Source organism: Streptomyces scabichelini, assembly GCF_011045015.1.
Lineage (GTDB): Bacteria > Actinomycetota > Actinomycetes > Streptomycetales > Streptomycetaceae > Streptomyces > Streptomyces scabichelini.
This window is the reverse complement of sequence record NZ_JAAKZY010000248.1, coordinates 1-14,742: the sequence shown is the minus strand read 5'-3', so window position 1 is coordinate 14,742 and position 14,742 is coordinate 1. Positions and strand designations below refer to the sequence as shown.

Here is a 14,742-nt window from a genome sequence, read left to right as displayed (position 1 = left end):
GGGTGGGGGCGGTCGGCGCCTGCCGCGCCCTTCAGGGGCGCGGGGAACTGCGCGACAAGCCACTACGAACCGGCAGCCGCCCCCAAACCCAACCGACCGCCTCCGTAGGCCCCTCGCCCAACCGCCGGAGGCGAAACCTTTGCGCTAAAAAGTCGCTCCTTGCTTGAGCCGCCTGAGGCAACCGTACGTATGGTCTGTTGAGGGGTGAACTGTCGGCGAGTCGGTGAGAGGTGGCGGAGGGCGATGGCTCACGGTATGCGGATGGACACGCACTCCGGTTACCTGGACGGCGGAGGCCGGGACTGGCGGGACACCGCCACGCGGTACGCCCTGCTGCCCCTGCGCGTCTTCCTCGGCGTGACCTTCATCTACGCGGGGATCGACAAACTCACAGACAGCGCGTTCATGTCGGAGGCCGGTTCCGGTTCGATCGGCGACATGATGCGTACGGTGCGCGACTCGTCGGCCATCCCGGCCCTCGTCGACCTGTCGCTCAAGAACCCCGTCGGCTTCGCCTACGCCATCGCCTTCGGCGAGCTCGCCGTCGGCCTCGGTACCCTGATCGGCCTCTTCGCCCGTCTCGCCGCGTTCGGCGGCGCCCTGATCTCCCTCAGCCTCTGGCTGACCGTGAGCTGGGCCTCGGACCCGTACTACTACGGCAACGACCTCCCCTACCTGATGGCCTGGCTCCCGCTCGTACTCGCCGGAGCGTCGGTCTTCTCGATCGACTCGATGCTGCGCTCACGCCGAAGGCAGCGAGCCGGGGCGTACTGAGCGCTCCGCAGGGGGCGCGGTTCGCTGGGGGCGCGGTTCGAAGCTGCGGGTTCGTCGTGGCTGGTCGCTCCCCCACCCTCGGCTGCGCTCGAGCGGGGGGACCCCCATCGCGGCGGAGCCGCAAATTGACACTGCCCCGCGCCCCTTGCGGGGCGCGGTACCGCACCGGGCTTAACCAAGCCGCTCAGCCGTGCGTGGGCGTCTCCCGGTAAGCCTCCTGGGAAGCGCGGCTCTTGCGGCGGTGGCGTATCGCGTGCGTCACCGTGCCCGCTGCCGCCGCCAGGAAGAGGCCGCCGATGACCAGAGGGATCACCGCGAACCAAGGGGTGTCCCAGAGGCCGCCTGCGTCGCCGGCGTAGATGATGCCGTTGAGCGTGAGGACGACGCCCGCTATCAGTCGGCCGGGCTGGAAGTCATGACGTAGCACGGGACACCTCCGCCTGTCCGACGCCGACTTCGAGGGTGAGGTCGAGCGTGCCGCCGTTCTTGGTGTTGCCGGTGGGCTTGAGGGTTCGTTGCTCGTATTTGTCCGGGGCCACGTCCACGTCCTGTTTGCCGTCGCCGGGGAACTGGATGTCGCCGACGCCCACCTCGACGTCCAGCTTCACGGTCGCGTCCTCGGGCACGACGACCTTGATGCGGCCCACCCCGACCTCGACGCTCGTCGTCACGGTCTGGCCCTTGGCGAGGTCTATCCGGGTCAGATCCAGTGTGCCGACGCCGGTGCCGAGTTCGTACGTCGGCCGTACGTCCGCCACCGCGGCCGGTGTCCAGTCCATGCGCACCCAGTGCGTGCTGATGTCCTTCGGCAGCGCCGCCGAGCAGGCCAGCAGCCCCGCGGTGACGATCGCGAGGAAGATCGACCCCGCCCCCGTACGCCCCAGGAACGCACTGACCGCGATGCCGGCGCCGAACACGATCAGCGCGCAGGCAAGACCGGTCTGGAGGCTGGTGCCCAGCGCGTTGTCGTCCCAGGTCGTGCCGGTGCCGAGCGTGCCCGCCAGCAGGGCGAGCAGGAACACCCAGCCGCCGATCCAGCGGGGGCCGCGAGGTTTCGGCGCGCGCGTCCGTATGTCCGGGCGGTAGTTGCCCTGCGCGATGTTGACCGCCGCGGCGATGTCGCGGTCTCGCGTGTCTCCTGGGCCCCATAGATAACCCGTGCCGCCCACGTGGGTGCCGTCCTTGACGATGGGCTCGCGCCACCAGGAGGAGAAGGAGGCGGGGACGGGCGGTGCCTGCGCCTCCGGCGGCGCGTCGGCCACCGCCTGCGCGGCGAGCGGGTCGGGTCCGGGGGCGCCGCGCTGCCGTGACCAGTACCCGGCGCCCGCGAGGAGCAGCGCGAGCGTCGCGGCGAAGGTGAGCACCCCGCCGTTGCCCAGCATCGACAGGAACACCCCGCAGCCGACCAGCGCGAAGAGCACGGCCGTCAGCGCCTGGCCGTCCACGCGGCCGGTGAGCAGCTTGCGCAGCTCGTTCTCGTCCTCGTCCTCGTACGCGACGAACAGCCAGACGAAGCCGTAGAAGATGAGGCCGATGCCGCCGGTCGCCGAGAGCACCGCGAGCACGATGCGGAAGATCACCGGATCCATGTCGCACTGCCGCCCGAGCCCCGCGCACACGCCGCCCAGCATCTTGTGCCGCCGGTCGCGCCGGAACTTGTGCGGGACCTCGGGCACGGCCGGACCCCCGGACATGGCCGGATCCCCGTGCGCGCGCGGTTCCTTACTCGCGGCACCCGCGGCGGCACCCGAGGCGCCCGCGGCACCCGAGACGCCCGCGGAGGCCGAGGCGTCGGCGGCGGGCACCGCGTCCCGCGGCCCGGCGGCCGGGGCCTCGCCGGGGCCCGGGCCGGAGCCGGGTCCCGGACCCGTCGCGGCGTGCTGGTGATCTGTCATGTGTCCATGGTGACGGCCGCGGCGGCCCGGCGGCAGTCGGGACGACCCTGGCCGAACCCTGAAATCGCCCCCGACGCCTCGATCCTTGATCCCCGAGGCGCCCCCGGCTTCGAAGATCAGGGGAGTCTCGGGGGTCGACCCTGATGACCGGGCATGCCCGGCGTGTGAACATCGATGGCATGCCGGAAGTCGCAGCTGTGTCCGTCGAGGACCCGCGGCCGCCGCGCAAGCTCTACCGCAGCAGCGACGGACGCTGGCTCGGTGGCGTGGCGCGGGGGCTCGCCGGGCATCTCGGGCTGCCCGTGATCTGGGTGCGGCTCGTCTTCGTCGGCCTGTTCATGGGCGAAGGCCTCGGGGCCTTGCTGTATGCCGCGTTCTGGTTCTTCGTGCCACTCGGCGTCGGAGGCGTGGACACCGGACGGCCTCCGGCCATCGCCACCGAGACCTCCCCCGACGGCCGTCGCAGACTCGTCGCCCGCAAGCCGGACAAGGGCCAGATCGTCGCACTGCTCGCGATGGTCGTGGTCGCCATGGTCTTCGTCGGCAATGTGGACCTGAGCGGCGGGGCCAAGGCGTATCTCTGGCCCGTCGTCCTCGTCGGCGCGGGCGTGGCGCTCGTCTGGCGCCAGGCGGACAACGCGCGGCGGGCCCGCTGGATGGAGGTCGGCCGCCACCGGCGCACCCTCACACTGGCCCGCTCCGCGGCCGGAGTCCTGCTGGTGACCGTGGGCGTCTCCGGGATATTCGTCCTCCAGGGCTCCGCCGCCCACCTCGGCTCGGTGCTGCAGGCGGCGCTCGCGGTCCTCGTCGGCATAGCGCTGCTCGCCGGCCCCTATCTCGTACGCATGACCCAGGACCTCTCCGAGGAGCGCCTGATGCGTATCCGTGCCCAGGAGCGGGCAGAGGTGGCCGCCCACGTCCACGACTCGGTACTGCACACCCTGACGCTGATACAGCGGAACGCGGAGAACGCGGGCGAGGTGCGCCGCCTCGCCCGCGCCCAGGAGCGTGACCTGCGCGCCTGGCTCTACAAGCCGGAGGGCACCGGGAAGGACGAGGCCGACGAGCCGGACACCCTTGCCGAGGCGGTCCGGCGCAGTGCGGCGGAGGTGGAGGACAAACACGGCGTCCCCATAGAGGTCGTCGTCGTCGGCGACTGCCCGCTCGACGAGAGAATCGGGGCCCAGATGCAGGCCGCGAGGGAAGCGATGGTGAACGCGGCCAAGTACGGTGGCGAGGGTGGCGCAGTGCAGGTCTACGCCGAAGTCGAGGGCAAGGCGGTCTTCGTGTCCGTCAGGGACCGCGGCCCCGGCTTCGACCTGGACGCGATACCCGCCGACCGCATGGGCGTCAGAGAATCGATCATCGGTCGCATGGAGCGCAACGGCGGTACGGCCCGACTGCGCGCCGTGCCGGACGGCGGCACGGAGGTCGAGCTGGAGATGGAGAGGGCGGAGACATGAGCGACGCGATCGGGGCGAGCGAGCCGGTGGAGCCGGCCGAGCCTGTCGGCGGTACGCCGGCCGGCGGGGCGGGCGAGCGTCGGGTGCGGGTGGTCCTCGTCGACGACCATCGCATGTTCCGTACGGGGGTCCAGGCGGAGATCGGGCAGACCGAGAGGACAGGTGTCGAGGTGGTCGGGGAGGCCGCCGACGTCGACCAGGCGGTCTCGGTCATCACGTCGACCCGGCCCGAGGTAGTCCTCCTGGACGTGCACCTGCCGGGCGGCGGCGGGGTCGAAGTCCTGCGCCGCTGCGCCCCGTTGATGGCCGACGCCGAACAGCCGGTCCGTTTCCTCGCGCTGTCCGTGTCGGACGCGGCGGAGGACGTCATCGGCGTGATCAGGGGCGGCGCCCGGGGCTACGTGACGAAGACCATCACCGGCACGGACCTCGTCGACTCCATCTTCCGCGTCCAGGACGGCGACGCGGTCTTCTCCCCGCGCCTGGCCGGCTTCGTCCTCGACGCCTTCGCCTCCACCGACGCCCCGCCCGTCGACGAGGACCTCGACCGTCTCACCCAGCGCGAGCGCGAGGTCCTGCGCCTCATCGCCCGCGGCTACGCCTACAAGGAGATCGCCAAGCAGCTGTTCATCTCGGTGAAGACGGTCGAGTCCCATGTCTCGGCGGTGCTTCGCAAGCTCCAGCTCTCCAACCGGCACGAGCTGACGCGGTGGGCTACGGCACGACGGCTGGTCTGACCTCGCCCGGCTGGTCTGACCTTGACTGTCGGGCCGGCTCAGGCCACCCGAGTCGCCCCTGCGAACGGCATCTCGTCCAGCGGAGCCACCCGCACCGGCGCCGAAGAATTGGGCGCGTGGATCATCTGCCCATTGCCCACGTAGAGGCCCACGTGGCTGACGCTCGAGTAGAAGAACACCAGATCCCCTGGGCGGAGTTCGGAGCGCGAGACGCGCTCCCCGGCGTCGATCTGGGCATACGTGGTCCGGGGCAGGGAGATCCCGGCGGAGCGGTACGCGGCCTGCATGAGACCTGAGCAGTCGAAGGCGTCAGGACCGGTGGCGCCCCAGACGTACGGACTGCCGAGCTTCTCGTACGCGTACGAAATCGCCGCAGCGGCACGGGAGTTGGGAGCCCCGGCAGTCGAGCCCAGGTCCCGTGGGGCCGAGGCGGAGCGTGCGGCGCGCGCCGTGGCGGCGTCGTCCGCACCGATCCGCGCCCGCTCTTCGTCCGTCAGCCGGGACAGCAGCCGCCGGGCCTCGCCCAGCTTCCCGGTGACCGTGTTCTTGTGCCGCTTCAGCTGCGCCTGCTGGGACTTGAGCGAGGTCAGCTCGACCTGGGCGGCCCCGCGCAGCCGCTCGATCTCGCGCAGTTGGCCGCGTACGCGCGAGACGGTCGAGGCCTGCCGGCTTCCGGCGCGTTCGGCGAACGCGGCCTCGTCCAGGTACCGGTCGGGATCCGACGAGAGGATGAGCCGCAGCGCAGAGTCGAGGCCCCCGTCCCGGTACTGCGCGGTGGCCACCGAACCCAGCGCGTCCCGCTCGGAGTTGAGCCGTTCCGTCCTGCGTGCGGCCTCGTCCTGCAGGGAGTCGAGTCGGCCCTCCGCCTTCTCGGCCTTCTCCTTGGCGCCGTTGTACTTCTCGGTGGCGATCTCCGCCTCCTGGTACAACTTGTCGACCTTCGCCCTCACCTGATCCGGCGTCAGTTGGGGCTCGGCGTGCCCCGCTCCCTCGAAGGAGGTGGCGCTCGCCGCGCCCGCGAGCGCGACCGTGAAGGCTGTGCGGGCCGTATTGCCACCGAGACCGCCGAGTGAGCGCTGTCTTGGCTTGCGGTGCGCTGCCACCTGGACACACTTCCTTCCCGAAGGGGGTTACGCGTCCGGCGGCGGCCCGCACAGGGGGAGCGGGCCGCCGCCGGACCTTCTCGGCGGTGATGTCCGGCGGCCGCCCCTGGTCCTGGGCGGCGGTAGGGAGCCGGTCACCTGAGGAAGGACGCTAAACCTGAGCGTGCGGGCTTGGTAACGCCATGTACGGAACTGGCGGGACTGCGCCGCGCAGTGACCGTATGCGACCGTGATCCCCGCCCGTCGCCACCGACTTCACGCGGCACGGTGACCGATGCGGGAGTTGTGGGGGAGCGGGCGGTGCGGCGGTGCTATGGGCACCGCAGGTCCGTACGGACTCTCCCGCCAAGGGCCCGCCAAAGGGGCCGTACGGGATCCCGTCAAGGGCTGTGGGGCGGTGTGAGGCCGTGCCGGAGGCCCCGGCTAGGCTCCGGCCTCATGGACGTACTCATCCATCTCTTCGTCGCCCTGCACATCATCGGTATCGCCGCACTCCTCGGCGGCTTCCTCACCCAGATGAAGGCGATGAGCGAGGGAACGGCCCGCTTCAGCCCCGCGATGCTCCACGGCGCCCTGACCATGCTCGTCACGGGCGTGATCCTGGTGGGCCTCAACCAGGCCGACGACCAGACGGTCAACAACATCAAGATCGGCGTGAAGCTGGCACTGCTGATCGTGATTCTTGGGCTCGTGTATGTGAAGCGGGACGAGGAGAAGGTGGAGAAGGAGCTGTTCGGGGTGGTGGGCGGGCTGACCACCGCGAACATTTTCATCGCGGTCCTCTGGACCTGAGAAAGCTTGCCCGAGGGCCTCTGAACGAGGCCTACGCGCGCGTGCACCCCAAAAAGGGGTCCACGCGCGCGTGCCTCACGCCGGGCGGGCCACGCTATGCCGGGCGGACCACGCTGTGGATCGGCATGTAGTAGATCGACTCCTCGCGGACGTACGCACCCGGCTTCGGGGCGTGGATCATCATGCCGTCGCCCAGGTAGAGGCCGACGTGGCTGATGTCGTCGTAGAAGAACACGAGATCGCCGGGCTGGGCGTTGGCGATCGAGACCGTCGTGCCGACCTTGACCTGGTCCCAGGTGGTGCGGGGGAGGGTGACGCCGGCGGCCTTCCAGGCGGCCTGGGTGAGTCCGGAGCAGTCGTATGAGTCGGGGCCGGTGGCGCCCCAGACGTACGGCTTGCCGGTCTGGGAGCGGGCGAAGGCGATCGCCTTCTCGCCCTTGGCGGTGGAGGTGCTGGTTCCCGCGCTGCTGCCCGTGCCGGTCGAGGTCCCGGAGCCGGTGGAGGTCCCCGCGCTTTGCTGGGCCTGCTGCTCCTGGCGCTGCCTCTCCTCCGCGGCGGCCTGCTGCCGAGCCAGTTCCTCGGCCTTGCGCCGGGCCTCCTCCTGCTTCTCCTTCTCGATCGCCGCGAGCCGCGCCTTCTCCTCGGTGGTCAGCCGTGAGAGCAACTGGCGTGCCTCGGCGAGCTTCCGCTGGACGTCCGCCTTGGACGTCTTCAGGGTGTTCTGCGTCTTGCTGAGCGTCTGAAGGCTCTCGGACGCCTCCTGGCGCTTCTGCGTTATCTCGGACTGCTGCGTCGCGTAGTCGTCGACGGCCTGCTGCTGGCGGCTCGTCAGCCGGTCCATCAGCTGGTTCTGGTCGAAGTAGTCCTGCGGGTTGTCCGCGAGCAGCAGGGACGCGGTGTCAGGGGCGGCGGCGCCCGTGCGGTACTGCGCGGCGGCGAACGTACCGAGTTCCTCGCGCGCGTCGTTGAGCTTCTGCGTGCGCTTGGCCAGGTCGTCCTGGAGGGTGTCGACGCGCTTGCGCTGCTTGGAGGTCTTCTCCTTGGCGCCGTTGTACTTCTCGGTGGCCGTCTCCGCCTGCTGGTAGAGGTCGTCGACCTTCTTCTGGACTTCGTCGAGGCTCGGCCTCGGTTCGGCGGAGGGCGAGGCGTTCGCCGACTGCCCGAGAAGAGCCACCGATGTGAGAGCGGCGGTGGCCAGGGCAGGGGTGCGTATCCCCATGGGACTGGGGGGCCGCGATTTGCGGTGTGGCGCCACGAAGGCGACTCCTTCCGTCATCCGCCTACCGAGTTAGCTGTCGGGTTCGGGCCTGTGCTTCGGAAGGTTTGCCCTACGGTCCGTATCCCTCGCGGGAGTTGGACCGATTCACCCCAAGGTCGGTGGGTCCCCGGCTCCGGGCGGCCACGAGGGCGTACCGGACTCGGCGGAGGCCGCACGGCCCGGCGACGTTCGCCGGTGGGGGTCGAGCGGCCCACCGCGAAAGCTAGCCAACTCGTGTGGCTCTTGTGAAGGTTGATGAGCGAAATGCCCGATACGTTTTCGTGACCTTAGCCTCAAGCGTCGCTCTGCGAGACCAATACGGAAGGATCTGGGGTTGGTTGTCCGGAGTTACGGAGTCCGCCCGTTTTCTGGCGCTAGGGTCAAGCCGGCCCGGCTCGGGAAGGCCTGGTGCCGGTGCTCGGACTCAGGGGGTTCGCATGGTACGTACAGCGCCCAAAGGACGGTTCGCCCTCGCCGCGGCCACCGGGGTCGCACTCGCCGTGACGGCGGGTGTCGCTCCCGCGAGCGCCGACAGCTCCGGGAAGCCCGTGATCCGGGTGATCGCGACCGGCCTCGACAATCCGCGGCAGCTCTCCTACGACCACGGACGTGTATACGTCGCCGAAGCCGGCCGAGGCGGAAAGACCTGCCTCGGCGGCGGCAGCCCCGAAGAGATTCAGTGCATCGGCACCACGGCCGCCGTCACCAAGGTCTTCTGGGACGGCGGAAAGTGGCGCCACCACCGGGTCGTCGACGGGCTGCCGTCGGCGGCGGGCAAGGACGGCGGCTTCGCGACCGGTCTCGACGGCGTCTCGGCCCTGAACGGCAGCGTGTGGGGCGTCGAGACCTGGGCCCCGCCGGAGGCCGGCGTCCCCAAGGGCAAGCCCTGGAACACCCTCGGCAAGCTGCTGAACATCGGCCACGGCAAGGCCAGGATCGCGGCCGACGTGTCCGCCGTCGAGTTCAAGTACAACCCGCACAAGGCCAACCTCGAATCCAATCCGTACGCGGTGCTCGCGCTCCCCGACGGCCGCAAGATCGTCGCCGACGCGGCCGGGAACGATCTGGTGGCCGTCTCCCCGAACGGCAAGGCCCGCCCCTTCACCGTCTTCCCCGACCACGACAGGAACGAGTCCGTGCCCACCTCCCTCGCCCTCGGCCCCGACGGCAAGCTCTACGTCGGCGAGCTGAACGGCGAGGCCGCGAAACCGACCGCCCGCGTCTGGCGGGTCGACCCCCGCACCGGGAAGATCCTCGGCTGGAAGGGCGGCTTCGGCTCGATCAACGGGATCGCCGTCAACGGCAAGGGCGACCTGTACGTCAGCGAGCTCTTCGCGGGCCGCGTCACCAAGGTCGCGCACGGCAAGCGTACGAGCGTGAAGGTGCCCTTCCCGGCGGGCGTGGCGGTGGATCCGTACGACGGGAAGGTGTACGTCTCGGCCTGGTCCGTCGCCGACCGTGACGGGACGGCGCTGGAAGGCAAGAGGACTCCGGGCGGCCAGCTCTGGAAGATCCTCGGCTTCTAGGGACCTTCCGGGAAGCTTCCAGGTACTCGTACGGGCGGAGTTTCCGGGGCGGCGGCGGGCTGTCAGTGGGGCGGCCTAGACTCGGAGAGCGATGAGCAGCCTCTTTGATGACAGCTTCCTGGCGGACCTCAAGCCCTCGCGGGCCCACGAGGAAGAGCCCCCGCCGCCGCCCGAGGACGATCACGTACCGGAGCCGGTTCCGGACGATCTGTTCGGCGGGAAGTTCGACGTGCCGCCCGACAGAGATGCGTACTACCGCGACGGCGCCCCGCGCCCGCACGTGGACGCGGCCGCGCTCCTGGACGGGCTGAACGACAACCAGCGCGCGGCGGTCGTGCACTCCGGCTCCCCCCTGCTCATCGTGGCCGGCGCCGGCTCCGGCAAGACCCGTGTGCTCACGCACCGGATCGCGTATCTGCTGGCCGAGCGCGGTGTGCACCCCGGCCAGATCCTCGCGATCACCTTCACCAACAAGGCCGCGGGCGAGATGAAGGAGCGAGTCGAGCACCTCGTCGGCCCGCGCGCGAACGCGATGTGGGTGATGACCTTCCACAGCGCCTGCGTCCGCATCCTGCGCAGAGAGTCGAAGAGGCTCGGCTTCACATCCTCGTTCTCGATCTACGACGCCGCCGACTCGAAACGCCTCATGGCCCTTGTCTGCCGCGACCTGGACCTCGACCCGAAGCGCTTCCCGCCCAAGTCCTTCAGCGCCAAGATCTCGAACCTGAAGAACGAGCTGATCGACGAGGAGGACTTCGCGGGCCAGGCGACCGACGGCTTCGAGAAGACCCTCGCCCAGGCGTACGCGCTCTACCAGTCGCGGCTGCGCGAGGCGAACGCCCTCGACTTCGACGACCTGATCATGACGACGGTCAACCTCCTGCGCGCGTTCCCGGACGTCGCCGAGCACTACCGCCGCCGCTTCCGCCACGTCCTCGTGGACGAATACCAGGACACGAACCACGCCCAGTACGCCCTCGTACGGGAGCTGGTGGGCCCCTCCGGGGAGGACCAGGCCCCTGGCGAGCTGTGCGTCGTCGGTGACGCCGACCAGTCCATCTACGCCTTCCGCGGCGCGACCATCCGCAACATCCTCCAGTTCGAGGAGGACTACCCGGACGCGACGACGATCCTCCTGGAGCAGAACTACCGCTCCACACAGACGATCCTGAGCGCCGCCAACGCCGTCATCGAGCGCAACGAAAGCCGGCGCCCCAAGAACCTGTGGACCAACGCGGGCGCGGGTGCGCAGATCACCGGCTACGTCGCCGACACGGAGCACGACGAGGCGCAGTTCGTCGCCGACGAGATCGACCGGCTGACGGACTCGGGCGAGGCGAAGGCGGGCGACGTCGCCGTCTTCTACCGTACGAACGCGCAGTCCCGTGTCTTCGAAGAGGTCTTCATCCGCGTCGGCCTGCCCTACAAGGTCGTCGGCGGCGTCCGCTTCTACGAGCGCAAGGAAGTCCGGGACGTCCTCGCGTACTTGAGGGTCCTGGCCAACCCGGAGGACTCCGTACCGCTGAGGCGGATTCTCAACGTTCCCAAGCGCGGCATCGGCGACCGCGCCGAGGCGATGATCGACGCGCTCGCGTCGCGCGAGAAGATCAGCTTCACCCAGGCGCTGCGCCGCGTCGACGAGGCGTACGGCATGGCGGCCCGCTCCACGAACGCCGTCAAGCGGTTCAACACGCTGATGGAGGACCTGCGGACCATCGTCGAGTCGGGCGCGGGCCCGGCCACGGTCCTGGAGGCCGTGCTCGAACGCACCGGTTACCTGGCCGAACTCCAGGCGTCCACGGACCCGCAGGACGAGACCCGTATCGAGAACCTCCAGGAACTCGCCGCCGTGGCCCTGGAGTTCGAGCAGGAGCGCGGGGAGGGCGAGGCGGGCACGCTGTCCGACTTCCTGGAGCAGGTGGCACTCGTCGCCGACTCCGACCAGATCCCCGATGAGGAAGAGGAGGGTTCAGGCGTCATAACGCTTATGACCCTCCACACCGCCAAGGGCCTCGAATTCCCCGTGGTGTTCCTGACCGGCATGGAGGACGGCGTCTTCCCGCACATGCGCGCCCTCGGCCAGACCAAGGAGCTGGAGGAGGAGCGGCGGCTCGCGTACGTCGGCATCACGCGCGCGCGTGAGCGGCTGTATCTGACGCGGTCGTCGATGCGCAGCGCCTGGGGACAGCCCTCGTACAATCCGCCGTCCCGCTTCCTGGAGGAGATCCCCGACACACATCTGCAGTGGAAGCGGACGGGGTCCATGGGAGCGGTGGCCTCCGGCCCGGCCGCGGGCGTGGCGGCGTCCCTGTCCTCCTCCCGCTCCCGCTCGGCGGCCTCGGGCGCGTCCGGCTTCGCGACGCGGCGGGGCGGGGCCACGGAGAGGCCTGTGGTGTCGCTGGCGGTGGGGGACCGGGTCACACACGACCAGTTCGGGCTCGGCACGGTGGTCGGCGTCAAGGGCACGGGGTCGAACGCGGAGGCGACGATCGACTTCGGGGACACCAAGCCGAAGCGGTTGCTGCTGCGGTATGCGCCGGTGGAGAAGCTGTAGCCCCACGGGCTTCGGTGGGCGGGGCCTGGTGGTTGAGCGGCGGGGCGGTTCGGTTACGTCGGGTCGAGGCCGTGGCTGCGCAGCCACGGCAGGGGGTCGATCGCGTCGCCGCCGCCCGGGTGGACCTCGAAGTGGAGGTGCGGTCCGGTCGAGTTGCCGGAGTTGCCGGAGTACGCGATCTGATCGCCGGCCTTCACGGAGGCGCCCGAGGCGACCCCGTAGCTGGCGAGGTGGCAGTACCAGGTCTCCGTGCCGTCCTTCGCGGTGAGGACCACCATGTTTCCGTACGCGCTGTTCCACTCCGTACGGATGACCCCGTCGGTCGCGGCCAGCACCGGCGTGCCGTACGAGACGGGGAAGTCGATACCGGTGTGCACGGACATCCAGTTGATACCGGCCTGGCCGAAGTAGGCGCTGAGCCCCTCATCCTTGACCGGCAGGGCGAACTTGGGACGCAGCCGCTCCTTGCGGGCTGCCTCAGCCGCCGCCCTCTTCTTCTCGGCCAGCTGCTGGGCCTTGAGATCGATACGTTCCTGCGTACGGCTCGCCCGGTCGGCGAAGTCGTCCGCGTCCGCGGTCAGGCTTTCGAGCTGGGTGTCCAGCTTGTTGTTGGCGGCCGCCGGCTTCACGGCGCTCGTGTCGGGGGCGGCGGCCGTCGTCTCGTTGGACTCGTTCCCGCTTCCGCTGCCCACGGACGCGGCCGCGATCCCGGCGACACCCATCACACACGCGGAGGGCACGGCGACCGTCAGCAGCGCGGAACGTTTGGGCGGGGTGCGGCGGCGGGAGCGGGAGGCCGCACGGGATGCGGTGCGTGACCCCGAGCGGGGGCCGGGAACGCTGGTGACGGGGGCGGCGGCGTCGAGGAGTGGGGGCTCATCGTGGCTGCCGCTGCCGCTGCCGCTGCCGCTGCCGCTGCCGGTGTCCGGGTCGTCGGAGGGGGTGAACTCGCCCTCTATGACAGCCGGTTCTTCGTGCTCGTGCTCGTGCTCGGCGTGTTCTTCGTACGTGACCTGTTCGAAGATCGCTGTGGCCTGCTGGTCGTACGGCTCCTGCTGGTCATACGAATCGTTCGGGTCATACGAATCGTGTGGGTCGTATGACTCGTGCTGGTCGCCGCCGTCCGAGTTCCACGCCGTCGCGTCGTACGCGCCCGAGTCGTAGGTCTGCGTGTTCCACTGCTGGGCCTGGCCCAACGGTTCGGCCTGAAGCCAGGCGTTCGCGTCCCACTGACCGGTGGGGTCGGGGCCCGTGGACTGCGCCGGGATCCCGGCGAGCCGCTGGTGACCGGCGGTGTCCGTCCAGATGCCGGTCGCGTCATGGCCGCCGGTGTCGTACGCGGCGTGGTGCTGGGCCGCGTACGGGTCGTAGTTCAGCGCCTGGTTACCACCGGTGGACCACGCGTCGTACGAACTCGTGCCGCCGCTGCCCGGCAGGTCGCCGAAGAGGGGATCGGACTCGAAGGTCGTCGTGGGCTCGAAGGCCCCCGTCGCGTAGCCGCCCGTCGTGTCGTAGATGCCGGTGGGCGCCGCCTCAAAACCAGTGGCGGAGTATCCGTCATACGTGGTGAAGTCGCCGTACTGGACTCCCTGGGGGCCGTACGACGCGAAGGGCGTCGAGGCGGCTTCGGGAGCCGGAGCCGAGGGCGATGCGGTCCCCGACGGGTGACGGTCGTTCACCAACTTCTCTTTCGCCTCGACGACAGGGGCGCTGGCAGAGCAGTGCGGTGACTGTACCCGGCGGTAGACGGGCGCGACAATCTTCGGCCATTTTCCCCCGCGCAGGAAACGGGCATTCGGCCGTCTTTCGGCGGACGGCGGGCGCGGCTTTGGCCTTGTGTTCGATGAATGTTCGAGGGGTGGGGGTGTTTCGAGGCGGGTGTTTCGAGGAAGCGGGGGCGCGAAGGCGTCTGGCGACGCCCCGGGGTCGGAACTCGGCTACTCGGATACCCGTTACCTCGGATACCCGTTACTCGGTCAGGCCACGGTCAGTCCGCCGGTGCGGGCGGTGGCGCGGGCTCCCTCTGCCGCCTCCATGTCGAGTGCCTGCCGTATGCCGGCCGCGACGGCCGGGTGTACGGGCAGGGCGAGATGACCGATCCCGCTCACCCGTACGTTGTGCGCGAGCAGGTCGGGGTGCTCGACACAGGCGGTCTCCAACGGGTCCATCAACTGGTCGAGGTCGCTCCAGAAACTCACGAAACGGGTCCGGCAGACCGGTGCGGGCTCGCGCAGTTCCTCGAGGACGGTGGAGCCGGGCCGCATCTGCCGCACGATCGGATGCGCGTTCATCAGCGGTGCGACACGGGTGCCCGAGTGCGGTGTGCCCAATGTCACAAGCGTCCGTACGCGGACGTCGCCGCCCAGACGCTGCACGTAATAACGCGCGATCAGTCCGCCGAGGCTGTGGCCGACGATGTCCACCTCCTGCTGACCGGTGCGCTCGCAGATCTCCTCGATGTGCCTGCCGAGCAGCTCGGCCGCGGCACGTATGTCGCAGGTCAGGGGGGAGTAGTTGAGCGACTCGATCTGTTGCCTGCCGTGCTGGGCCAGGGAGCGGCGCAGCAGCACGAACACCGAGCGGTTGTCTATGAATCCGTGCAGCAGGACGACCGGTGGTTTGGGGTGGGTGGGCAGGCGG

Annotated in this window: 12 protein-coding genes and 1 riboswitch; of the genes, 6 read left to right on the top strand and 6 right to left on the bottom strand. The window is 69.9% G+C overall.

The genetic code is table 11. From position 1 onward, the window contains the following. Positions 1-243: 243 nt before the first annotated feature. On the top strand, positions 244-774 hold the full coding sequence (locus tag G5C60_RS43555) for a DoxX family protein (RefSeq protein WP_165268537.1): 531 nt from the start codon (positions 244-246) through the stop codon (positions 772-774). Positions 775-958: 184 nt separating this feature from the next. On the opposite strand, the gene G5C60_RS43550 is transcribed toward G5C60_RS43555, so the two are convergent. Further along, entirely contained in the window at positions 959-1,201 is a 243-nt protein-coding gene (locus G5C60_RS43550; protein WP_165268535.1) for a hypothetical protein, read from the bottom strand. Beyond that, a complete protein-coding gene (locus G5C60_RS43545) occupies positions 1,188-2,669 on the bottom strand; it encodes a PspC domain-containing protein (protein WP_165268533.1) in 1,482 nt (493 codons plus the stop codon). Before G5C60_RS43545 ends, G5C60_RS43550 begins: the two co-directional genes overlap by 14 nt. Positions 2,670-2,848: 179 nt before the next feature. On the opposite strand from G5C60_RS43545, the gene G5C60_RS43540 reads away from it, so the two are divergent. Beyond that, the gene (locus tag G5C60_RS43540) at positions 2,849-4,132 is read left to right on the top strand and encodes an ATP-binding protein (RefSeq protein ID WP_165268531.1); all 1,284 of its coding nucleotides are present in this window, start codon (positions 2,849-2,851) and stop codon (positions 4,130-4,132) included. Continuing rightward, positions 4,129-4,869 carry a LuxR C-terminal-related transcriptional regulator gene (locus G5C60_RS43535; protein ID WP_165268529.1) on the top strand — a complete coding sequence of 247 codons (741 nt, stop codon included), beginning with the start codon at positions 4,129-4,131 and terminating at the stop codon, positions 4,867-4,869. The genes G5C60_RS43540 and G5C60_RS43535 overlap by 4 nt, the downstream gene beginning before the upstream one ends. A gap of 38 nt (positions 4,870-4,907) precedes the next feature. On the opposite strand, the gene G5C60_RS43530 is transcribed toward G5C60_RS43535, so the two are convergent. Then, a complete protein-coding gene (locus G5C60_RS43530) occupies positions 4,908-5,972 on the bottom strand; it encodes an NlpC/P60 family protein (RefSeq protein WP_165268527.1) in 1,065 nt (354 codons plus the stop codon). A gap of 438 nt (positions 5,973-6,410) precedes the next feature. Here G5C60_RS43530 and G5C60_RS43525 point away from each other — a divergent pair, with 438 nt between their 5' ends. Next, positions 6,411-6,764 carry a hypothetical protein gene (locus G5C60_RS43525; RefSeq protein WP_165268525.1) on the top strand — a complete coding sequence of 118 codons (354 nt, stop codon included), beginning with the start codon at positions 6,411-6,413 and terminating at the stop codon, positions 6,762-6,764. Between the two features lie 94 nt (positions 6,765-6,858). Here G5C60_RS43525 and G5C60_RS43520 read toward each other — a convergent pair whose 3' ends face one another. Beyond that, the gene (locus tag G5C60_RS43520; protein ID WP_165268523.1) at positions 6,859-8,019 is read right to left on the bottom strand and encodes an NlpC/P60 family protein; all 1,161 of its coding nucleotides are present in this window, start codon (positions 8,017-8,019) and stop codon (positions 6,859-6,861) included. A gap of 7 nt (positions 8,020-8,026) precedes the next feature. Beyond that, a riboswitch (cyclic di-AMP (ydaO/yuaA leader) is annotated at positions 8,027-8,198 on the bottom strand. A gap of 261 nt (positions 8,199-8,459) precedes the next feature. Here G5C60_RS43520 and G5C60_RS43515 point away from each other — a divergent pair. Both G5C60_RS43515 and pcrA read left to right on the top strand, forming a co-directional pair. After that, complete coding sequence (locus G5C60_RS43515; protein ID WP_165268521.1) at positions 8,460-9,548, top strand: ScyD/ScyE family protein; 1,089 nt, start codon at positions 8,460-8,462, stop codon at positions 9,546-9,548. A gap of 91 nt (positions 9,549-9,639) precedes the next feature. Next, complete coding sequence (gene pcrA, locus G5C60_RS43510) at positions 9,640-12,102, top strand: DNA helicase PcrA (protein ID WP_165268519.1); 2,463 nt, start codon at positions 9,640-9,642, stop codon at positions 12,100-12,102. 53 nt (positions 12,103-12,155) lie between these two features. Here pcrA and G5C60_RS43505 read toward each other — a convergent pair whose 3' ends face one another. Both G5C60_RS43505 and G5C60_RS43500 read right to left on the bottom strand, forming a co-directional pair. Beyond that, a complete protein-coding gene (locus G5C60_RS43505; protein ID WP_165268517.1) occupies positions 12,156-13,781 on the bottom strand; it encodes a peptidoglycan DD-metalloendopeptidase family protein in 1,626 nt (541 codons plus the stop codon). Positions 13,782-14,078: 297 nt separating this feature from the next. Beyond that, positions 14,079-14,742 (bottom strand): esterase/lipase family protein (locus G5C60_RS43500; protein WP_165268515.1); only part of this gene is annotated, 664 nt, incomplete at its 5' end.

Bases quoted from the DNA above. Each gene is read 5' to 3' on its own strand.
- G5C60_RS43515 (WP_165268521.1), top strand. From the start codon at position 8,460: ATGGTACGTACAGCGCCCAAAGGACGGTTCGCCCTCGCCGCGGCCACC.
- G5C60_RS43555 (WP_165268537.1), top strand. From the start codon at position 244: ATGGCTCACGGTATGCGGATGGACACGCACTCCGGTTACCTGGACGGC.
- pcrA (WP_165268519.1), top strand. From the start codon at position 9,640: ATGAGCAGCCTCTTTGATGACAGCTTCCTGGCGGACCTCAAGCCCTCG.
- G5C60_RS43545 (WP_165268533.1), bottom strand. From the start codon at position 2,669: ATGACAGATCACCAGCACGCCGCGACGGGTCCGGGACCCGGCTCCGGC.
- G5C60_RS43535 (WP_165268529.1), top strand. From the start codon at position 4,129: ATGAGCGACGCGATCGGGGCGAGCGAGCCGGTGGAGCCGGCCGAGCCT.
- G5C60_RS43540 (WP_165268531.1), top strand. From the start codon at position 2,849: ATGCCGGAAGTCGCAGCTGTGTCCGTCGAGGACCCGCGGCCGCCGCGC.
- G5C60_RS43525 (WP_165268525.1), top strand. From the start codon at position 6,411: ATGGACGTACTCATCCATCTCTTCGTCGCCCTGCACATCATCGGTATC.